General features: G+C 56.5%; 20 protein-coding genes. 10 read left to right on the forward strand and 10 right to left on the reverse strand.

Annotated features, from left to right (window positions below):
* Positions 1–33: 33 nt before the first annotated feature.
* From AC2FJW_RS10975 to AC2FJW_RS10985, 3 genes are read left to right on the forward strand one after another with little or no spacing between them, the layout of a single operon-like run.
* Positions 34–1,431 carry a TadA family conjugal transfer-associated ATPase gene (locus AC2FJW_RS10975; protein WP_496750077.1) on the forward strand — a complete coding sequence of 466 codons (1,398 nt, stop codon included), beginning with the start codon at positions 34–36 and terminating at the stop codon, positions 1,429–1,431.
* An 11-nt stretch (positions 1,432–1,442) separates the two neighbouring features.
* Complete coding sequence (locus AC2FJW_RS10980) at positions 1,443–2,471, forward strand: type II secretion system F family protein (RefSeq protein WP_142635743.1); 1,029 nt, start codon at positions 1,443–1,445, stop codon at positions 2,469–2,471.
* A gap of 13 nt (positions 2,472–2,484) precedes the next feature.
* On the forward strand, positions 2,485–3,468 hold the full coding sequence (locus tag AC2FJW_RS10985; RefSeq protein ID WP_142635745.1) for a type II secretion system F family protein: 984 nt from the start codon (positions 2,485–2,487) through the stop codon (positions 3,466–3,468).
* A gap of 13 nt (positions 3,469–3,481) precedes the next feature.
* Here the strand turns inward: AC2FJW_RS10985 and AC2FJW_RS10990 are convergent, their stop codons facing one another.
* Together AC2FJW_RS10990 and AC2FJW_RS10995 are read right to left on the reverse strand one after the other, a co-directional pair.
* The gene (locus tag AC2FJW_RS10990) at positions 3,482–3,973 is read right to left on the reverse strand and encodes an A24 family peptidase (RefSeq protein WP_496750078.1); all 492 of its coding nucleotides are present in this window, start codon (positions 3,971–3,973) and stop codon (positions 3,482–3,484) included.
* Complete coding sequence (locus tag AC2FJW_RS10995) at positions 3,973–4,818, reverse strand: helix-turn-helix transcriptional regulator (RefSeq protein ID WP_496696253.1); 846 nt, start codon at positions 4,816–4,818, stop codon at positions 3,973–3,975. The genes AC2FJW_RS10990 and AC2FJW_RS10995 overlap by 1 nt, the downstream gene beginning before the upstream one ends.
* 759 nt (positions 4,819–5,577) lie before the next feature.
* On the opposite strand from AC2FJW_RS10995, the gene AC2FJW_RS11000 reads away from it, so the two are divergent.
* The 5 genes from AC2FJW_RS11000 (at position 5,578) to AC2FJW_RS11020 (ending at position 10,791) form a co-directional block, all read left to right on the forward strand.
* On the forward strand, positions 5,578–6,924 hold the full coding sequence (locus AC2FJW_RS11000) for a substrate-binding protein (protein WP_142635750.1): 1,347 nt from the start codon (positions 5,578–5,580) through the stop codon (positions 6,922–6,924).
* 96 nt (positions 6,925–7,020) lie between these two features.
* Positions 7,021–8,052 carry a branched-chain amino acid ABC transporter permease gene (locus AC2FJW_RS11005; protein ID WP_142635752.1) on the forward strand — a complete coding sequence of 344 codons (1,032 nt, stop codon included), beginning with the start codon at positions 7,021–7,023 and terminating at the stop codon, positions 8,050–8,052.
* A gap of 3 nt (positions 8,053–8,055) precedes the next feature.
* Entirely contained in the window at positions 8,056–9,261 is a 1,206-nt protein-coding gene (locus AC2FJW_RS11010; protein ID WP_496696250.1) for a branched-chain amino acid ABC transporter permease, read from the forward strand.
* 9 nt (positions 9,262–9,270) lie between these two features.
* Positions 9,271–10,026: an ABC transporter ATP-binding protein gene (locus AC2FJW_RS11015; protein ID WP_142635756.1), complete on the forward strand. Its 756-nt coding sequence runs from the start codon at positions 9,271–9,273 to the stop codon at positions 10,024–10,026.
* 9 nt (positions 10,027–10,035) lie between these two features.
* Positions 10,036–10,791 carry an ABC transporter ATP-binding protein gene (locus AC2FJW_RS11020; protein WP_142635758.1) on the forward strand — a complete coding sequence of 252 codons (756 nt, stop codon included), beginning with the start codon at positions 10,036–10,038 and terminating at the stop codon, positions 10,789–10,791.
* 324 nt (positions 10,792–11,115) lie between these two features.
* On the opposite strand, the gene gph is transcribed toward AC2FJW_RS11020, so the two are convergent.
* Positions 11,116–11,781 carry a phosphoglycolate phosphatase gene (gene gph, locus AC2FJW_RS11025; RefSeq protein WP_496700763.1) on the reverse strand — a complete coding sequence of 222 codons (666 nt, stop codon included), beginning with the start codon at positions 11,779–11,781 and terminating at the stop codon, positions 11,116–11,118.
* A 220-nt stretch (positions 11,782–12,001) separates the two neighbouring features.
* Here gph and hemP point away from each other — a divergent pair, with 220 nt between their 5' ends.
* Entirely contained in the window at positions 12,002–12,169 is a 168-nt protein-coding gene (hemP, locus tag AC2FJW_RS11030; protein ID WP_142635762.1) for a hemin uptake protein HemP, read from the forward strand.
* Positions 12,166–12,642, forward strand: coding sequence for a hypothetical protein (locus tag AC2FJW_RS11035; RefSeq protein WP_496700761.1), 477 nt, complete (start codon positions 12,166–12,168; stop codon positions 12,640–12,642). Before hemP ends, AC2FJW_RS11035 begins: the two co-directional genes overlap by 4 nt.
* A gap of 52 nt (positions 12,643–12,694) precedes the next feature.
* Here the strand turns inward: AC2FJW_RS11035 and AC2FJW_RS11040 are convergent, their stop codons facing one another.
* From AC2FJW_RS11040 to AC2FJW_RS11070, 7 genes are all read right to left on the reverse strand, one after another.
* A complete protein-coding gene (locus tag AC2FJW_RS11040) occupies positions 12,695–15,760 on the reverse strand; it encodes an aminotransferase class III-fold pyridoxal phosphate-dependent enzyme (protein ID WP_496750079.1) in 3,066 nt (1,021 codons plus the stop codon).
* Positions 15,761–15,868: 108 nt separating this feature from the next.
* On the reverse strand, positions 15,869–16,741 hold the full coding sequence (locus tag AC2FJW_RS11045; RefSeq protein WP_496750080.1) for an NAD(P)-dependent oxidoreductase: 873 nt from the start codon (positions 16,739–16,741) through the stop codon (positions 15,869–15,871).
* A 97-nt stretch (positions 16,742–16,838) separates the two neighbouring features.
* Positions 16,839–17,228: a Cu(I)-responsive transcriptional regulator gene (cueR, locus tag AC2FJW_RS11050; RefSeq protein WP_142635768.1), complete on the reverse strand. Its 390-nt coding sequence runs from the start codon at positions 17,226–17,228 to the stop codon at positions 16,839–16,841.
* Positions 17,225–19,705, reverse strand: coding sequence for a heavy metal translocating P-type ATPase (locus AC2FJW_RS11055; protein ID WP_496750081.1), 2,481 nt, complete (start codon positions 19,703–19,705; stop codon positions 17,225–17,227). The genes cueR and AC2FJW_RS11055 overlap by 4 nt, the downstream gene beginning before the upstream one ends.
* 103 nt (positions 19,706–19,808) lie before the next feature.
* The gene (locus tag AC2FJW_RS11060; protein ID WP_496696238.1) at positions 19,809–19,970 is read right to left on the reverse strand and encodes a hypothetical protein; all 162 of its coding nucleotides are present in this window, start codon (positions 19,968–19,970) and stop codon (positions 19,809–19,811) included.
* A 47-nt stretch (positions 19,971–20,017) separates the two neighbouring features.
* Positions 20,018–20,638, reverse strand: coding sequence for a pyridoxamine 5'-phosphate oxidase family protein (locus AC2FJW_RS11065; protein WP_496696236.1), 621 nt, complete (start codon positions 20,636–20,638; stop codon positions 20,018–20,020).
* Between the two features lie 12 nt (positions 20,639–20,650).
* Positions 20,651–21,115 (reverse strand): nuclear transport factor 2 family protein, encoded by a 465-nt coding sequence (locus tag AC2FJW_RS11070; protein ID WP_496696235.1) that lies wholly within the window; start codon positions 21,113–21,115, stop codon positions 20,651–20,653.
* Positions 21,116–21,295 lie beyond the last annotated feature (180 nt).

Here is a 21,295-nt window from a genome sequence, read left to right on the forward strand (position 1 = left end):
TGTGAAGATCAGTTAAGTAAAAGGTAAAGCAGAATGTTTCGTGAATTTGACAGAACGGGTCGCACTACATCCCAATCCCCAAAAGTTGTGCCGTTGGACACGAAACAGCCGAACGGAAATGTTGCTGATATCGAGGTCAAGAACGCCGAACGCCGTGCCATGGAGCGCGAGCGCGAGATGGACCGTATTGACCTTAAGGCCCGGATGCACAACTCGTTGCTTGATAAGCTGAATCTGGCTGTGATCGACAAGGTCGAAGAAGACACATTGCGGGGCGAAATCGGCAAACACGCAACTGATCTGTTGCGGACCGAGGGCCGGGCCATGCGGTCCGAGGAAATCAAGCTTTTGGTCGAAGAACTGATGCACGAGGTGCTTGGGCTTGGGCCACTGGAGCCTTTGCTGGCCGACCCTTCGATCAACGATATTCTGGTGAACGGTCACAAGCAGATTTTCGTCGAACGTTCAGGTATTCTGGAAAAAACCTCGGCCCGTTTTCGGGATGAACGCCATTTGCTGCGGATCATCGACAAGATTGTCAGCCGTGTTGGCCGTCGTATCGATGAACGCCAGCCCTGGGTGGATGCGCGGCTTGAGGATGGCAGCCGTGTAAACGCGATCATTCGGCCCTGCGCGCTGGACGGGCCGGCCTTGTCGATCCGTAAATTCGCGCGCGTACCGCTGACGATGGAGCGGTTGGTTAAGAACGATGCATTGAATGACAGTGCCGCGGCGTTGTTGCGCGGTTTGGTCGAGGCAAAGATGAATGTCCTGATTTCCGGAGGAACCGGATCAGGTAAAACGACGATGCTGAATGCCTTGTCTTCCTATATCGGCGGCAACGAACGGGTCGTGACCATCGAAGACGCTGCTGAACTGCAACTGCAGCAGGAACATGTTCTCCGCATGGAGACCCGCCCAGCCGGTTTGGACGGGACCGGCGCTGTGGCCCAGCGTGATCTTGTCCGCAATGCGCTGCGGATGCGCCCTGACCGTATTGTGGTCGGCGAGGTGCGCGGATCAGAGGCCTTCGACATGCTGCAGGCGATGAATACCGGCCATGACGGTTCGATGACGACCGTTCATGCCAACAGTCCACGCGATGCGCTGTCTCGGGTCGAACAGATGGTACAGATGGGCGGGATGGAGCTGCCGCATTCGGCGATCCGGGCCACCATCGCTTCGGCAATCCACTTTGTGCTTCAGTTGAACCGACTGTCAGACGGGACGCGCCGGGTTACTTCGATCTCGGAAGTGACTGGAATGGAAGGCGACATCATCACCATGCAGGACATCTTTGTCTTCAAGCGCGAAGGCAAGGATGAAAACGGCAAGGTTCTGGGCCGGTTCATGCCCACGGGAATTCGACCAAAATCCAGTGATGCACTGGCGGCTGCCGGGGTCGACCTGTCCACCGTCAAGTTCAACTAAGGAGGTCTGGGATGTTCGAGAAAATCAGGTCATATCTGGCCAATTTGAACATCAACAACCTGATCGGCCCGGAAATGGAAGTTGCCGGGTTCGATGTCAGGTTTGTTCTTGCGCTTGCGGTTTTCCTGGGTGCGCTGATTGCTTTTGAAGGGCTGCGTCAGTTTATGCGGCGTGGCGAAAACCGCGAAGAGGCGATCAACCGCCGAATTCAGATGCTGTCCGAGGGGAAGTCGGGTGAGGATGTCCTCAGCCTGTTGAAACCGCAGGAAGCCAAGCCACTGTTGCGGAGTTTCCCGCTAGTGGGGGATTTGCCTCTGGCGTTGAAGGTTTCGGGCCTGAACATGGTTCCCGAAATGTTTCTGGCCGGTTGTGGCGCAGCCTTTCTGATCTCGGCCATTGGTGGGTCTATGGTGGCTGATCCGTTGAAAGTGGTCCCCACCTGCGCCCTTGTTTTCCTGATTGCGCCACTGGTTGCGTTGGGTGTGACGTTGCGCAAGCGCAAGGCGGCGTTGATCAAGCAGTTGCCCGATGCGCTGGACCTGATGTCCCGTGGATTGAAGGTGGGGCACCCACTGAACACAACCTTACAAAGTGTCGCCGAAGAAATGCCTGACCCGATTGGAACCGAGTTTGGGCTGGTCGTTGATCAGGTCTCTTATGGCGAAGAACTGACAACTGCGATCAAAAGCATGGCTGACCGCATCGATGAAGAAGATATCCAATATCTAGCTGTTGCACTGATGATGCAGCACGGCACAGGTGGCGACCTGGCCGGCATCCTGCGCACGCTGGCTCGCGTGATCCGAGCGCGCATGTCATTGCGTCGCAAGGTCAAGGCCATCTCGGCCGAAGGCCGCATGACAGCATATATCCTGTCATCCATTCCCGTTGGCATTGCCGTGTTCATGACCATCATGACGCCCACATATTATGGCGATGTCGCGGACTCTCCGGCCTTTGTGCCAGTCATGAGCGTTATCGCCGTGACCATCGTCCTGAACGCGATTGTGATGTTCAAGCTTGTGAATTTCCGGATTTGAAGAGGCGTATTCGATGGAGTATTTGAGTTCGATTTTTGATAGCGAATTATCAACGCAGATCCTGGTTCTGGGTTGTGTGCTGATAGGTGCGGTCGTAGCGTTTCTTGGTATCTCGTCCTCGCTTAGCGAACGGTCCACAGCCGCAGAGCGCATGGTGTCGAGCCGCCCACGTCAGGCTTTGTCACGGGCAGTTCCTGAAAAAGTCGAGGGCGAAGCGCCGACAGGGTTGAGTGCGGCCCTGATACCCAGCGATGCCAGTGTACGTTTCGAAGTTGGGCAGGTGTTGGCGCGTTCCGGATTTCGCAGCAAAAACGCAATCGTGAATTTCTATCTTATCCGTTTGGGGCTGGCGACGTTCCTGCCGCTGGCCTTCCTCTTCCTGATGTCCTGGCAACCGGCAAACAACTTGGGTGCGCGGATCGCGGAATATACGTCCAGCCTGAACGCGTTCGAGATTATCCGGAATGTCGGCGTATTGTGCGGGATCGGGTATCTCATACCGCAGTTATGGATGGGCGCCCGGATCAAAGAGCGCAAGCGTCTGATGGAAAATGCGTTTCCGAACATGCTGGATCTGCTTCAGATCGGTATCGAGGCTGGCCTCGGTTTTGATCAGGCCTTACTGAAAGTGGCGGTCGAAATGCAGCTTGTCGCGCCGGAAATGTCCGAAGAGATGCTGATTGCGCTTTCCGAGATTCAGGCAGGGCGTGACCGAGATACCGCGCTGATGCGTATGGCGCGTCGAACAGGTATCGAGGAAATGAGCTCATTCGTAAGCGTTGTGCTGCAATCGACCCGGTTTGGCGTTCCCCTGGCTGCGGCTTTGAACACCTATGCCGAAGAAATGCGTGAACTGCGCGAGGTGCGGGCACAGGAAAAGGCCAACAAGTTGCCTGTCCAAATGTCGGCGGTTATGGCCAGTTTTATGCTGCCTGCAATCGCTGGGCTGATCCTGGCCCCGATCGTGATCCGCTATATGGATGCGTTTGGCCCTTAAGGCGCTGACATGGTCAGAACCAAAGCGCTGTAGCCGACCAGATTGCAAGGATCACCCCGGATGATCCGATAGCGATTCCAAGAGGAAATTCGCGCGACTGGGCGGTCGACTTGATATGCGGGGAAGTTTGTCGGGCGAGGCGCCGAAACAGCGACATTCCGATCAGCCCCGCTGCCATGCAGCCTGCCAGTATTAGCAGATAGGTCGATACGACCGGGACCGGAATTGCGGCAAATACGATTGGCAATATCTTGGCGTCGCCGCCGCCAAGCCAACTCGCGGCAAACAGACCGAAACAAATCGCAAAACACGCTACGGCCACAAGAAGGCGCAGCAGCAGTTGGTTCCAATCCGGAAACGGCGCGGTCACAAGCACGACTGCACCGCCCAGCAGGCAGTACAGGTTAGGGATGCGCATTTGGGTGAAATCCGTCCAGGCGATCATTACGAACAACGGTGTGAATACCCACAATGTCAGCCAGGACTGCCAGTCCAGTTCAGGCATCAGGCACGTGCCTGGCCAGGTTTCCCAAAAAGGGCCTCGCGCTCTTCTACCGATACCAAGCGCCGGGCCAGCATGTGGAAGGTGTCCAGCGCCGTTTTTGAATAGATATGCTTGAGATGCGTGCGAACTGTCGCTGGTCCGATCTCAAGTTCGGCACCAATGGACTGAGGCGACAGCCCGCGTGAAACAAGAACGCAAACACGCCATTCGGCACGGGTCAGGCCCGTTGGGTTCTCGGTGCTGAGAATAGGTGCTTCACTGTATGATTTTCTGAGTGCGGTGACTGATTGCCGAGACAATGATTCAGTGATCAGTCCGGCTCGGCGGGCCTGATAGGTCTCGGATAGTTGCGGAGCCACCTGTTCAATGGCTTCGCGGCAACCGGGTTCGGAACTCTGCCCGAAATGAAGTTCCAGAAAGTCGATTTCGCCGCCGTTATGGTCCAGGCATACGAACAGAATGTCATCCAGCTTGCGGTGCGACATCCAATCCAACAAAACTGCGGAGATATCACTGGGATCTGCCCCGTCATCTCGCAGACTAAACACCGAGGCGCGTTTTGGTTTGTTCCGAAACGGGCCGAGGGCGTCGTTGGCGAAAGAATGAAACAACGGTCTTTGGAATTTTGGATCCCGTGTGTCAGCCCGTGCGGCAACACGATGGGCCCCCTTGTTCAGCCACACACGGCTGATGACAGCACAATCGGCGCCAAATGCTTTGACGATACCTTCAAGCGCGGCATCAAGAACGACGCCTGCCTGGCTCCAATGAATGAAATTAATGATGGCTCTGGCATGAAGCGCGTTTGGCAACCACGCAGCGCTCTGAGCATTCCCCCGGACCATAGATAACAACCTGTACTCGAACAAACATAAACGCGCATTTGCAATATAAGAGTGCGCAACCTCCTACCGATTCTTTACATTCCTATAGTTCTATATAATCGTCTAAAACTCATCTAAAAAATCATTAACCTAATTATGTACGATCAATTCGTCGCGTTTCAGTAAACAAACTGCACAAAATCCGCGGACTATTTCTTTGACCTATTCGCGGAATACGGGGCGAAGCGTAGTGGTTTATGCCTTTTTTGTAAGGTTATTGCGCTTGTTTGGTCGTCGGTTGGTCGGGCGGTTGCCTGTATTCACCGATGCAGCCGTGGAGGGATTAACCGTTTTTCAATTTGTCACAATTCTTGATTTGCACGATGCTTCGGGTTTGAGAACCCAGGTTCAAACGGCTTGATCTCCAGGGGAAGTCAGCTCGTCCCGGTGACCATCTGAGCTGTATCATACGGCCCGGGCTCTCCTTTAGATTTAGCAACAACTTCTTGCTTGTCGAGCAGAGCGGCACTGCCTGCATGGCGATCACCGGCATGTTTTCAAATAATACCTTTTAATTTCAATTCTTAAGAAGCACAAAATGTTTGAAAATTTACAAAAATCCGCACCTAGGTGTTCATTTGTTTACATAACATAGCTGCTTTTTGAATAGGTTATTGAGAAATTTTCAGAACCCCCGCCATACTCGCGGTGCGTAAACCTGCGCAATCGTTTGCTGGAAGAGGAGCCAACAGACGTAAAACAGGGAACTGGGAGGAATGAATGACTAATAAATCTGTCACACGCCGCGGCGTGCTGAAGTCTGGTGCTGTTGCCGGTACCGGTCTGGCCCTACCTACGATTTTTACCGCATCGTCGGCTGCTGCATATACTAACGAACCTTCTGGGTCGTCTGTCACATTGGGTTTCAATGTTCCGCAGACCGGGCCTTATGCAGAAGAGGGTAATGATGAACTGCTGGCACAGCAGCTTGCAGTCGAGCATCTGAACGGTGAGGGCGATGGCGGTTGCCTGAACACCTTTACGTCCAAGGCCCTGAAAGGGAACGGGATTCTTGGTAAAAAGGTCGGGTTCGTAACCGGCGACACCCAGACCAAATCGGACGCCGCACGCGCATCGGCCAAGTCGATGATCGAAAAAGACGGTGCGATCATGATCAACGGCGGCTCGTCCTCGGGCGTGGCTGTCGCAGTTCAGGGTCTGTGTCAGGAAGCGGGCGTGATCTTCATGGCTGGCCTGACCCATGCCAACGACACGACCGGTAAGGACAAGAAGGCGAACGGTTTCCGCCATTTCTTCAATGCTTACATGTCGGGCGCTGCTCTGGCGCCGGTTCTTGCCGCCGAAATGGGAAGTGAACGCCGGGCCTATCATCTGACCGCTGACTACAACTGGGGCTGGACTCAGGAAGAGTCGATTGTGGCCTCGACCGAAGCCCTGGGATGGGAAACGGTCAACACGGTCAAAACACCGCTCGCGTCGACGGACTTCTCGTCCTATATCGCGCCGGTTCTGAACTCGGGCGCGGATGTGCTGGTTCTGAACCACTATGGCGGTAACATGGTGAACTCGCTGACCAATGCGATTCAGTTCGGCCTGCTCGACAAGGTGGCCAACGGCAAAGACTTTAAGATTGTCGTGCCGCTGTATTCCGAATTGATGGCTGCTGGTGCTGGCGAGAACATCAAGGGCGTGCTGGGTTCGATGAACTGGAACTGGCAGCTGCAAGACGAAGGCACCAAGGCCTTTGTGAAATCCTTTGGTGAGAAATACGGCAAGCCGCCGTCCAATTCGGCTCAGACCTGCTATGCACAGGTTCTGCTCTACGCAGATGCGTGCGAACGAGCGGGTACCTTCAACCCCTGTGGTGTCGCCGAAGCGCTGGAAGATTTCGAGTTCGACGGTCTGGGCAACGGGCCGACCTGGTATCGTGGTGCAGATCATCAGTGCTTTAAGGATGTGCTGGTGGTGCGGGGCAACGAGAACCCGACCAACGCCTATGACACGCTGGAGATCGTCGAGATCACCCCACGCGCGCAGGTCGAATACGATCCCGAGCACCCGATGTTTGCCGGTGGCGAACTGGGTAAATGCAATCCGGGCGCGTAACACAAGCGCGAGAATTTTCGACGAAAATTCTCTGACCTAGAAAACGGGCTCTCCCGCCTATGGGGGAGTCCACTGGACAGGCCAAAGGTGGGGACTATGGACGCCATTCTTCTGCAAATTCTGAACGGGTTGGACAAGGGGTCGGCTTATGCGCTGATCGCGCTTGGCCTGACGCTGATTTTCGGAACGCTTGGAGTTGTGAACTTTGCCCATGGGGCGCTGTTCATGATTGGTGCGTTCTGCGCGGTGTCTTTGCAAAAACTCTTTAACTTGAGCTACGTGACCCTTGATGAAAGTCAGAAAGATTTTCTGGGCAACCCGCTGAAGGTTGAAACCCCGTATATTGAGGCCTGGTTCGGCCCCGAGATTGGCGCGTCAATCATAGATTGGTCCGTTCCTCTGGCTGTCCTGTTCGCGATCCCGATCATGTTGTTTGTCGGCTATGTGATGGAGCGCGGGCTGATCAAACATTTTTACAAGCGCCCTCATGCGGATCAGATCCTTGTGACTTTTGGCCTGGCGATCGTGCTGCAGGAGATCATCAAGTATTTCTTCGGTGCCAATCCGATCCAGACCCCGCCCCCCGATATGCTGAGTGGGTCTGTTGATCTTGGCATCATGGTTGGATTCGATCCCAACGCCATCATCTATCCGATCTGGCGGCTGGTCTATTTCGGGTTTGCCGTTGGCATTATCGGAGCGGTGTTCTCGTTCCTGCAATTCACAACCTTTGGCATGGTCGTGCGGGCTGGCATGGCAGATCGTGAAACGGTGGGCCTGCTGGGGATAAATATCGACAGGCGGTTTACCATCATGTTCGGGATTGCGGCCGCGGTCGCGGGTCTTGCCGGGGTGATGTACGGGCCGCTCAACCCCCCAAATTATCACATGGGCATGGACTTTCTGGTTCTCAGCTTTGTGGTTGTGGTTGTGGGGGGGATGGGCTCATTGCCGGGCGCGGTTCTGGCCGGGTTCCTGCTGGGCGTGCTCGAAAGCTTTGCGTCGACCACCTGGGCCACGACCACGATCCCCGGCATCAACCAGATCATCATCTACCTTGTCGCCATCATCGTGCTTTTGACCCGTCCACGCGGGTTGATGGGGCGCAAAGGCGTGATGGAGGAATAAGCCATGTTGGGACTGAACAAGAGAGATACCAGCCTGCTGATCATCGTCGCCATACTGACCCTGTTGGCGCCCTTTATCCTGAACCCGTTCCCCGAAGGCAGCGCCATGGCGCAGTTCAACGCGGGCTATCCCGATTTGATGCAGCGGTTCGTGATCTTTGGGATCTTTGCGATCGGCTTCAACATTCTGTTTGGATTGACCGGATACCTGTCCTTTGGCCATGCGGCCTTTCTTGGGGTGGGGTCGTATTCCGCTGTGTGGATGTTCAAACTGCTCAGCTATAACGTCATTCCGGCCATCGCACTCAGCGTTCTGGTTGCTGGATTGTTTTCGCTGCTGATCGGATTTGTCAGCCTGCGTCGGTCGGGCATCTATTTCTCGATCCTGACGCTGGCTTTTGCACAGATGAGCTTTGCGCTGGCCTATTCGGTGCTTTCGAACCCAAAATTCAACCTGACAAATGGTGAGACCGGCTTGCAGGTCTATGCGGACGATCCGCAGATCCTGCAATCGGCCAGCGCGCCAAACCTACCGCATCTGTTCGGCATTCCCATGCGCGCGACCTATACGTTGGATGTGGGTGCCTGGAGCTTTGACTTTAACGCGGGCTATTACCTGTGTGCGGTGATCATGATGGCGGTGTTCTATCTCTCTATCCGCATCTTCCGCTCGCCCTTTGGCATGATGCTGCGGGCGGTGAAATCCAACCAGCAGCGGATGAATTATACCGGTCTAAATTCGAAACCCTACACTCTGGCAGCCTTTGTGATTTCAGGCATGTATGCCGGTCTGGCGGGGGGGCTGATGGCCGCAATGGACCCGCTGGCCGGGGCCGAACGGATGCAGTGGACTGCCTCGGGCGAGGTGGTACTGATGACAATTCTGGGCGGTACAGGGACCCTGATCGGGCCGGTACTGGGAGCAGGCTTTATCAAGTATTTCGAAAACATCTTCTCGAAGATCAACGACAATGTTCTGCACAGCTGGTTCGCTTTCCTGCCCGATGGGCTTGAGGACGCGGTTGTGTTCCTGATCCATCCGTTCATCGGCAAGGGTTGGCATCTGACGCTGGGTATCCTGTTCATGCTGGTGGTGATCTATCTGCCGGGTGGGCTGGTTGAAGGTGGTCAGCGGCTGATGGGTTGGTTCAAGCGTAAGAAACCGGGCGCCGATGATGCCCCGAAGGGCAAAACCGAGCCAGCGGAATAAGGGGGCACCATGGCAATTCTACGAGTCAAAGACGTCAGCAAACGCTTCGGTGGCCTCAAGGCGCTGTCGGATGTGAACCTCAACGTCGAAGAAAACTCGGTCCACGCGATCATCGGCCCGAACGGTGCGGGCAAGTCAACCTTGCTGAACTGTTTGGTGGGAAAGCTGATGCCGGATACCGGTTCTGTTTTGTTCGACAACAATTCTGTTCTGGGGTTGGAACCCTATCAGATCAACCAGATGGGTATCAGCCGTGTGTTCCAGACGCCCGAGATTTTCGGCGATTTGACTGTGATGGAGAACATGTTGATCCCGATCTTTGCGATGCGGGACGGCGCGTTTCGGATGCACGCCTATGAAACCATCTCCAGTGAAAAGGCGATTGTCGAGCAGGCCGAGGCGATGCTGTTAGAGATGAACATGGCTGACAAACGCGAGATGCACGCGGCATCGCTGTCACGCGGGGACAAGCGACGACTTGAGATCGGCATGTGCCTCAGCCAGAACCCGCGCCTGCTTTTGCTGGACGAACCCACCGCCGGGATGGCCCGGGCAGATACCAACAACACGATCGACCTGCTCAAACAGATCAAGGACGAGCGTGACATTACCATCGCCATCATTGAACATGACATGCATGTGGTGTTCAGCCTGGCCGAGCGCATCACCGTTCTGGCGCAGGGAACACCTCTGGTCGAAGATACGCCAGAAAACATCCGCGGGCATCCCAAGGTTCGCGAAGCTTATCTGGGTGAGGCCGCGTAAGGAAAAGCAATGAACGAGAAACCTGACTTTTCGAAAAACGCCAATATGGCCAGCACCGCCCCTGCGTTTTTGTCCGTATGGGACATGCATTCATACTATGGCGAAAGCTATATCGTGCAGGGCGTCAGCTTTAACGTGCACGAAGGTGAAATTCTGGCCCTGCTGGGCCGGAATGGTGCTGGCAAGACCTCGACGCTCAGATCCATCGCGCGGGTCAGTGACCCCGAGGTGCGTCATGGTGAAATCTGGCTGGATCACAAGCCGCTGCACAAAATGACCAGCTATGAGGCCGCCGCTGCAGGCCTTGGCCTTGTGCCCGAGGATCGTCGTATCATCCCCGGTCTGACGGTCGAAGAGAACCTGCAACTCGCCCAGATCGCTCCACCTGTCGGCTGGTCGCTGGAACGGCTTTATGAGCTGTTCCCAAGGCTGGGTGAGCGCCGCAAGCAAGAAGGCATTACCCTGTCTGGCGGAGAGCAGCAGATGCTGTCGATTGCGCGGGCTTTGGCACGGGACATCAAGGTGTTGCTTCTGGATGAACCCTATGAAGGGCTTGCCCCGGTGATCGTGGATGAGATCGAAAAGACTCTGCTTCACGTCAAACAGCAGGGTATGACCACGATCATTGTCGAGCAGAACGCGGTGCGCGCCCTGGAATTGGCGGACCGTGCGATCATTCTGGATACGGGCAGCATCGTGTTTGATGGAGCCGCCAGCGAGGTGTTAGAGAATCCACAGCTGCGCGAGGAATATCTGGCAATCTGAACATGCGGATTCAGCAATTGTTCTGAACCGTCGGGCGGGGTGTTCATCCCCGCCCTTTTTCGTTGTTCAGCTTTCGATTGGCGGTGTCCTGGGTCCGGGTCACCAACGGAAAATGACAATATTCAACGAATTTTTAGAATTTACGGATAATTTATTATGTAATTTCAACACCCTGTCTAGGGCTACGGGAAACCCCCTATATCTTTGATTGGAGCGATTCGTTAACTTCAAATCATCCAAGGAGTTTCCAAGGACCTACCACTTTTCCCCCTTGAGGGGCTGGCTACTTACCCCCTCGGCCGGCCCCTCACTAGTTGGGGGACATCAACCCAATTCCCCCAAAAGCTCACTTACAAGCGCAGGCACTTCGTGCCAGTCGGCGAAGTTACGGGTATGATACAGTTCAGAAACCGGGCTTTTCCGATAACCTTCCGTGAATAGCAAAAAGGGCACCTGGGCCCGTTCAGCGGTTTCTGCATCGACCTCACTGTCACCCACGAACAGGCGCGGACCTATAGCGGCCACTGCGCTAAAACTTGCCTCAAGATGGGCTGGGTCTGGTTTGCGCGTGGCCAGGCTGTCACCACCCAGGGTGGCATCGAAATGATGGGTCAGGCCCATCGACTTCAGAACATGGTCAGCCGGTGCTTTGGGTTTGTTTGTACAAACACCCAGAACACAACCCATCTGGCGCAGCTGTTCAAGCGCTTCGGCCACGCCAGGGTAAACGACGGTTTTGTCGCTGGAGGCTGCGTTGTAGTGGGTCAGCGTCAGTTCCGATAGCTCGGCATGGCGATCCATAGGCAGGTCGCAATGAAACATCATGCGTTCTACCAATTTCGGGAGGCCATTGCCGACGAATTGTTTGATCGTGTCCTGGGGCAGGGGCGGGACACCAGTGTCCCGCAGCATTGCATTCGCAGCGGCGGTGATGTCCGGAAGGCTGTCGACCAGTGTTCCGTCCAAATCGAACATAATTGTAGCGCTCATTGAAATCCTTGCCTCTGAAGCTGCACCGCAAGTCCTAACTGGTGTGTTCAGGCAGTGCAATTCAACCCGGTTGCGAGAGTGGGATATTGAGGCTTGACATACCTGACTAAAATAATCAGATTATATTTCAAGCCGTCAGCAACCCCGGAATCGGGCCAGCCAGATACCCGAAAAGTTAACCGATAAGGCGCATTGCCCGAAACCCTCCGGAGTGATCCTGATGAATGTTCAGAACCCGAATCCCAGCCAGTCTTTTGCCGTATCAATGCTGCCTGCACATAAGGCTGAAGATCTGACCAAGGGGGGCAATCTGGCCCATATCGAGCTGGGCGATCAGCTGTACACCCTGCGCATCACGCGCGCGGGCAAACTGATCCTGACGAAATGAGCGCGCCTGCAGCCCGGGGTGGCGCGACCGTTGGTCGTCTGTCCGACCTAAGCCCTGTCGAGGCCGGTGCGGTCATGTACCTGCGCCTCTGGGGGGACGGAATGCAAACGCGTATGGATGCGGCGCAGGACTTTCAGATCGCCCTGGGCACGGATCAGGGCCGGGCAGCGATGTTGACGCTGGACCGGCTGTGCTCGCTTTGTGCCCATCACGGACGGCGCCCGCTGATCCGGCATGGGTTGGGCTGTGCCTGCCTTGGCGCGGATGAAAACTGTTTCGCCCAGATGATTGCGGCGGCATCAGAAGGCGCGCGCGAAGACGCTATGATGATGGCGTCCCTGATCGTCCGTCCCGATTTTGCCCCCGCATTGGCCGCTTTGTCTGAGGAATTAGGGCTGGCTTTGCGACGCATGACGGTCTCGATCCCGATGCCAACCTCAAGACATCAGAACCCCACTGCCACGCTGCACTAAGCAGCAGAGCAGGTGCAGAACCCCGGCGAATGCGCGCCGGGGTTCCGTGCCCTCAGCAGCAGCCGCACCCTGCGTGGTGATGGTCATGATCGCATGAGGGTGGCGGGCTGTAATCACCAACTTCTGCCAGCACATCCCGTAATGCCCACAGGATCATGTCCACATCTTCCGCTTCGATCGTCAGCGGCGGGCGAATTTTCAGGATGCTGTCCTTTGGGCCTTCGCTGCCAATAAGAATCCGGTGGTCGCGCATCCGGTTCTTGACATATTTGCAGATCTCACGGCCTTCAGAGCCATCGGGGTTGATCAGTTCGACTCCAACGAACAGGCCCATGCCGCGCACATCACCGACAGATCCGAAATCGGTCTCGATCTGACGCAGGCCTGTCATCAACCTGTCGCCCATCAGGCGGGCATTGTCCTGCAAGCCTTCATCATCGACGATATCCAGAACTTCTTTGCCGATGCGGCAGGACAGGGTCGATCCGCCAAAGGTCGAAAAGAACTCGATCCCGTTGTCAAAGCTGCGGGCGATCTCTTTGGTAGTAACCAGAACGCCCAATGGATGACCGTTGCCAATGGGTTTGCCCATGACCACGATATCCGGCAGCGCGCCTTGATGCTCAAAGCCGAAATAATATTTGCCCAGACGCCCCAGACCTGTCTGCACCTCGTCGGCGATGCAGACACCACCAGCGGCGCGGATTTTCTCATAAACCGCGGGCAGATAGCCTTTGGGTGGTATGATCTGCCCGCCAACTGAAGGGAAAGTCTCGGCAATGAAACCGGCAACGTCCTGACCTTTGTCCTGTAGGGCTGCAATCGCTGGGTCCACTAGATCTGCAAACTTCTGGGCGCGATCGGGGTCGTCGCGCCGGAAAGACCCTCGGTAGTCATCCGCGACCTCAACCAGTTCCACCCAATCCGCCTGACCAACTCCGCCCGGTTTGTTGAACTTATAGGCCGAAATTGCCACCGCGGCGTTGGTATTGCCGTGATACCCATGATCGGGCGTCACGATCCCTTTGGCGCCGGTATGGGCGCGGGCCAGCCGCAGGGCGAGCTCATTGGCTTCGGTGCCGGAATTCACAAAGAAGCAGACCTCGAGGTGATCGGGCAGCTTGGACAGAACCTTATCGGCAAAAGCCGTCTGGGCCGGATGTAGATACCGAGTGTTGGAATTCATCCGCTTGAGCTGATCTGCTGCGACAGCCTGAATGCGCGGGTGGGCGTGGCCCACATGGGGTACATTGTTATACGCATCCAGATAAGGGCGACCCCATTCGTCAAACAGGTGATGCTTCCAACCGCGTACCAGCATGACTGGATCGTCATAGGTCAGGGACAGGTTGCCTCCGAAGTGGTCCTGCCGTCCCTGCAGGATCGCCTGTTTATCGGTCGGCCGATAGAACACCTTGTCATCGGGAAGGTTCAGCAGAGCCGCCGGATTCGGGCAGACGGCGTGCCACAGTTCAAGCTCGTCAGGGTCGCCAACACCCGGCCAGTTGGCCTGCATCCCGTTGGTAGTCAGGGCCAGCTGGAAATGTACATGTGGGGCCCAGCCCCCGTTCTGTGTGACATCCCCAAGCCGTGCAAACGCCGCTCCCTGTGCGACTGGATCGCCCGGGTTCAGCCTGTCGCAGACCTCGGGATCCAAATGTCCGTAGAGTGTATAGAACGGATCGCCTTGGGGTGTTTCGTGATGCAGGATCACCACCCCGCCATAGTCAAGGTGACTGTCGCGGTTCTCGACCGCCTCGACCCGGCCACTGATCGGGGCATTCAGGACAGTGCCGGCAGGCGCGAACACATCCACCGCCAGATGCACGGTGCGTCGGTCCGAAGCTTTCCATGGCCCTTTGCGGAACCCCGGCTCTGTGTAAATCAGGCGGGGTTCATTGTAATATCCCAACCAGAAGTCTGTGACATTTTCCTCGCCAACACGTGCCGCCTCGGCCAGGGGCATGTGGAATGGGTTTTGCGGCCACACAGAGTTTTCGACCGATAGCGAGCCAATGGGCACATCTTTTAGACCCTGTCCAAACATCTCGGCGAATTGACCACGATGCGCGGACAGATAGGCATGGATGCATTCGGCCCCATCGGTGACCGGCAGACTACAGGCGACGCGCAGGCGCGCTGGCATCAATCCGCCATTGACGCTGTGGTCCTCAAGAAACCGCCAGGCCGGCGCCTGACTGATGGTGACATAAGGATCATCCGGGTTTTCAAGGGCCATCAGGGTCGAGTTCACAACCGACACAGCCAGTCGCATCCGCAAGAGAGGCCAGATCAGATCGACTTCGTCCGCGCGCAGGGGGTTTGCCGCCTGATAGCCGCGCACCAGTGCCGCCAATGCGCGTTCGGGTTGCGGATGATCCAATACGATATAGGCCCCGGCAATCGCCAGATCGCAAACGCGTGGCGCGGCACACATATCGCCAAGGTCAATCAAGCCCGACACCCCCGGGCGCTGGCCAAGCTCTGCTTCGACCAGAACGTTATAGTCATTGGCGTCATTATGAATCGCCTGACTGGGCAAGCCTGCCAACTTGCCCGATATCGCATTGAATTCGGAACATATATCGGCCAGCACTGCCTGTCGCGCGGGGCTACTAACGGTGTCCAGATGCTGTTCGATCCATCCTGCCTGCGTCAGATTCCATTTGAAATCGCCCCGGGCCAAACCCTCATGCGTGAACCGCTCTAATGCGCGGTCTGTAGCACCCAGAACGCGACCCAGCTTTAGGATCAACTCTTCGGATTTGGGTGCCGATTTCGCATAGCATTGCCCAGGCAGGCATTCCAGCAACCAAACAAGGCGCGGTACCCCCTCGTGATCTTCGATTCGGGGCAGATAATCCCCCCGCAAATCGGGAAACACTGTGGGAAATGGCAGCCCCGGTGCTTCTGAGGCGATATGTTCCAAGGCTTTGACCTGCAGGTCCACAAGCTCTGCTTCGCATCCGGGGCGCATGACTTTCAGAACATAATCCTGTCCGTTGGTTGCCCGGACCAGAAAATTAAGATCGTATTCGCCGTCCAATCGGGTCAGCCGCGCGTCCAGCCCCCAATTTTGCCGCAAAGCATCAGCCCAAAATGCGATGATGTCGTTCATTTGAAACCCTGTCCCAGTAAACCGGGGTCCTTTTCATCTGGCTAAAAATATCTTCGGGAGTGAATTGGCCCTGCGGGCCAAGAGGGGGCAGACAGCCCCCTTTTCCCGTTACCCCAATGCGCGCAACCGTTTAATAAGCGAGGACGTATCCCACCGATTCCCGCCCATTTTCTGCACATCCTTATAGAACTGATCAACCAAAGCCGTCACTGGCAGGGATGCCCCTGTTTCATCTGCGGTATCCAAGCAAATTCCCAGATCCTTGCGCATCCAGTCCACTGCGAAACCGTGCTCAAAATGATCGTCCAACATGGTTTCATAGCGGTTCGCCATCTGCCAACTGCCTGCGGCCCCCTGACTGATCACTTCCACAACCGCCCGGCCATCCAGCCCGGCTTTTTCGGCAAAATGCAGCGCCTCGCTGAGGCCCTGAACCAGTCCGGCAATGGCGATCTGGTTGCACATCTTGGTCATCTGACCGGCGCCACTGTCCCCAATGCGGCGACAGATTTTGGAATAGACCTGCATAATGGGCTCGGCCGCGTCATAGGCAGCCTGATCCCCCCCGCACATGATCGACAGAACTCCGTTTTCAGCCCCGGCCTGACCGCCCGAAATCGGCGCGTCCACAAAGGCAATCCCTGCGGCTTTGCCCTCGCCATAAAGCTCTCGGGTTACCTTTGCCGAGACGGTCGTATGGTCGACGAAAACCGCGCCGCTTGACATTGCGCCGAAGGCACCATCGTCGCCGGTGCAGACCATGCGCAGATCATCGTCATTGCCCACACAGGCCATGACAAGCTCGGCTCGCTCAGCCGCCTCGCGCGGGGTAGCGGCCATTGAGCCGCCATATTGGGCGACCCAAGCCTCGGCCTTAGCGGTGGTTCGGTTGAAAACCGTGACCTCATGACCTGCAGCCTGCAGGTGGCCGGCCATTGGATATCCCATGACACCCAAACCAAGGAACGCAACTTTTGCCATTTGGTGAACCTCTCTGCTGTCCGGGCCCGGTCAGACGCCGCAAGCCGGATTGTTTGGCAGAGACAAAGCAAAGCTGAAGACAAAGGGCAACCCCGTGTCAGGGTTGTCCGCCCAAATCCTTCAGGATCGGACAATCAGGCCTGTCGTCGCCGGCGCAGGCGTCAATTAAATGACCCAACGTATCGCGCATCGCATTAAGGTCGGCGATCTTCGCTTCGATCTGGACCATATGCGCGCGGGCAACCTTCTTCACATCTGCACTTGCGCGGGTTTCATCCTCATACAAGGCCATCAGGGTCCGGCAATCTTCGATCGTAAATCCCAATGCGCGGGCCCGGCCCAAAAAGTTCAGTTTGTGCACATCCTGACTGCGGAACCGGCGATAGCCATTATCATCGCGCAGCGGTTTGATCAGTCCGATATCTTCGTAATAGCGGATGGTCTTGGCCGGGAGACCGGTTTGGTTGGAAACGTCGCCGATATTCATGACGTCACCATTTGTTGAGCCGCCGTATGTGACCCCTCGGGCAGGCTGGCGCGAACCCTGCGAAGTCGCAACGCGTTGGTGACGACAAAGACGCTGGACAAAGCCATGGCTCCAGCCGCCAGAACCGGGGAAAGAAGCGGGCCGCCAAAAGGATACAGAATCCCGGCGGCGACAGGGATCAGCAAAACATTATATCCAAACGCCCAGCCCAGATTCTGTTGGATATTGTTCATGGTCCGGCGACTGATTTCAACTGAATTGGCAACCGCGCGAAGATCGCCCGACATCAGCACCACATCCGCCGTTTCAATCGCCACATCCGTGCCAGTTCCGATAGCAATGCCGACATCCGCCGCAGCCAATGCCGGGGCGTCGTTGATCCCGTCTCCGACAAAGGCCAGCTCTCCGAACTGGTCGCGCAGGGCGTTGATTGTGGCGAGCTTTCCGTCCGGCAGGACCTCGGCTGTGACATGATCGATGCCCAGCTTGTTTGCCAAGGCCTGCGCAGTCAGGGCGTTGTCCCCGGTGACCATCGCCAATGTCAGGCCCATCGTGTGCAGCCTGTGCAAAGCTTCGATCGTGCCCGGTTTGACCGGATCCGAGACCGTAAGAAGTGCCGCAGCCTGACCGTTGATCGCGACGAATACGGGGGTTGCCCCTTCGGCGGCATGCTGGTCGGCCTGTTGGCTCAACGCGGATAGATCAATGCCGTTCTGCGCCATTAATCTGGGTGAGCCGATCAACAGATCGTGCCCATCAACGGACGCGCGGGCGCCCAGCCCAGTCAGCGATTCAAAGCCGGAGATAGGGGGCAGGTCCGCCGGTCCGGCCCGCGTGATCGCCGTGGCAATCGGATGCTCGGACCGCGCCTCAACCGCAGCGGCCAGCCGCAGAACAGTATCGCGCTCAAACCCGTTCGTGGTCGTGACATTCGCCAGTTCGGGGCGCCCCAGTGTCAGAGTCCCGGTTTTGTCCAAAGCAATGATCTTGGCCTGTTGCAACTGCTGCAAAGCATCGCCTTTGCGGAACAGCACGCCCAGTTCAGCCGCGCGCCCCGTGCCCACCATGATCGACGTCGGAGTCGCCAGCCCCATGGCGCAGGGGCAAGCAATGATCAAAACCGAAACCCCTGCGACCAGCGCCATCGGCAAGGCAGGCGCAGGGCCAAAGATCAGCCAGATCGCAATGGTCAGTAGGGCAACGCCAATCACAACGGGAACAAACCACGCCGTGATCCGGTCGACTAGCCCCTGTATCGGCAACTTGGCACCCTGAGCTTGCTGAACCATCTGGATCACCTGCGCCAGCACCGTTTCGGACCCAACCCGCGTGGCGCGCACGCGCAGCGCGCCCGTGCCGTTGACCGTGCCCCCTATCACCTGATCTTCGGCCGATTTCCCTATAGGAACGGGTTCGCCGGTAATCATGCTTTCATCCACGTATGAGGTGCCGTCCAACACCTGAGCATCGACTGGGACGCGCTCTCCGGGTCGGATCTGCAGCACATCGCCAACCAGTATTTCGGATATGGGTCGATCGACCGTGCCCCCGTCCTGTTCTAGCCGGGCTGTTTTCGGTTGAAGCCCGACCAGTTTGCGAATGGCGGCCCCGGTCCGGCCTTTTGCCCGCGCCTCCATCGCGCGACCCAGCAGGATAAGGACCACGATGACCGAGGCGGCCTCGTAATACACATTTGCACTGCCTTGCGGCAGAACCTGAGGCGCAAAGGTGGCCAGGACGGAATACAGATAGGCGGCACCGGTTCCCATCGCGACCAGCGCATTCATATCAGGTGTCCCGCGCAGCAAGGCCGGGATACCCTTGGCATAGAACACCCTTCCGGGGCCGATCAGCAGAACTGACGTCAGGACAAACTGGATGATATGGCTGGTCTGAATCCCGATTATCGCCTGAACCCAGTGATGAAAGGCTGGGATCATGTGCCCGCCCATCTCGAGTATGAACACGGGCAAAGCCAGCGTTGCAGCGATCAGGGTCGTACGAATCAGCGCAGAGGCTTCGCCCGGTTTGTCATCGTTGCTTTCGGCCATCCTGGAAGGGTGCGCCGGATAGCCCGCTTTAGTGCTTTGCTGCGCCAGCTTCACAGGATCAGTTGCCCCGTCGGCAAAACGAATGGTCGCGGTTTCAGTGGCCAGGTTGACCCGAGCACTTATGACGGCCGGATCTGCGCAGAGTGCTCGTTCAATCCTTGCGACGCAAGAAGCACAACTCATTCTGTCAATCTGCAGAACAGCTTCTGCCACTGACACCGGATAACCAGCTTTGTCCAGCGCGCCGGTCAGGTCGCTGATCGGCCCGTCATAAGTGACCTGTGCAGTCTCGGTTGGGAAGTTGACCGAAGCCTCGGTAACCCCGGGAACATTGCGCAACGCAGATTCCACGCGGCCTACGCAGGATGCGCAGTTCATTCCGGTGACCTTCAGTCTGATAGCATGTGGGGTGGCCAATCGACTCATCCTGTCCTGTTTCCAACCCTAGATGGGGGTTCCAGTCACAGGAAGGTCAAGGGCAGAGATCATGATTCAGGCACAATCTCTTGTTTCGAGGGCCGTACGGTTCTTAGTCTTGGGTCAGTTTTTCCAGCAGCAGCGAATTATAAAGCGCGGGCGGGGATGTCCGAACAGCTTCGGGAGATGCGAAAAATCCCAGCATAAGAAAGGCAATCGACAGAGCGAAACCAAACAGGACTATGAAGGCTCGGTGCAGCGTTAACGTTATCATGGTGTCAGTCCTTGAATCACAAGTTGGGGAATGCTTGGCACTGGGGTTTATTTCTTATTTTCCAGTTCCCGTTTCAGCCGGTCATTTTCCGCCTGAAGTTGGGCCAGCTGCTGGCCCAATTCGTTCAGGTGGGGGCGCAGCTCGGCCTCGGTGAATCGTGGGGTAATGTGACTTGGGCAATTCCAGTCCAGACCTTCGACCTTGATAATGACGGCGCGCTCGGCCGGGGTCTGGGTGCCTTCAGGGGAGAGGCTGGCAGCCGCCGCAGCGCCTTCGGCAATTTTGACACGCCCAAGTATTTTCAGGCGTCGCTGGTTGGCATAATCCATCAGGATCAGCGCAACCCGGTCATTGCCATCCAAATTCCCGCGCGAGATATACTGTTTGTTGCCCGAAAGATCAGCATACCCGATGGTCTGCGCATCAAGTACTCGTAAAAACCCCGCGGGTCCGCCACGATACTGCACATATGGCCAGCCGGTCTCGGACACGGTTGATTGGTAGAACCCGTCGCGGGCCTCGATGAACACTTTTTCGGCGGCTCTGATTTCGTGACCCTGCACAGGGCCGCTTTCCAGGAATTTCGCATAGGTTTTCGCCGATCCCATCCTTTCTTGATGGGTGAGAACAGCAGACGTGAAGGTTAGTTTGGAAAAAGCACGTGGCATAATAGGTCCTTTCTACAGGCCCAGATCAGACAGGCCGGGATGGTCGTCAGGGCGTGGACCAAGAGGCCAAAGGAAAACCCGATCCTGTTGCCTGATCGGAAGGTCGTTCAGCGAGGCATGACGTTTGGCCATCCGACCATCCCTATCGAATTCCCAGTTCTCGTTACCATATGAGCGGAACCACTGGCCGCTGTCGTTCCGCCATTCATAGGCATAGCGCACGGCAATACGGTTTTCCGAATAGGCCCAGAGTTCTTTGATCAGCCGGTACTCCTGCTCATTTCTCCACTTGCGGGTCAAAAGCGCGTGAATTTCAGCATGGCCCGCGACAAACTCAGCCCGATTCCGCCATTGGCTGTCCTCGGTGTAGGCGGGCGTCACGATATCCGGATCGCGGCTGTTCCAAGCATTTTCAGCCATGCGGACCTTTTGTGTAGCGGTCTCAGCAGTGAATGGCGGCAGAGGGGGGCGGTTCATGTCATGATCCTTCAGGTTAGCGATGCAGCGAGCAGCGCAAGGGTCAACAGAAATGGGATGTACTGGCGGTTGAAGGGGCTGGTACGGCGTTTCATGACGGCTCCATAGTTAACTGATCGGTACATCGTGTCGTTAAGGTGTACTGATCGGTACCTCTTTGCAAGGGGCGCCTGTAAAATA

This window comes from Ruegeria sp. CDSA020 (assembly GCF_059612345.1).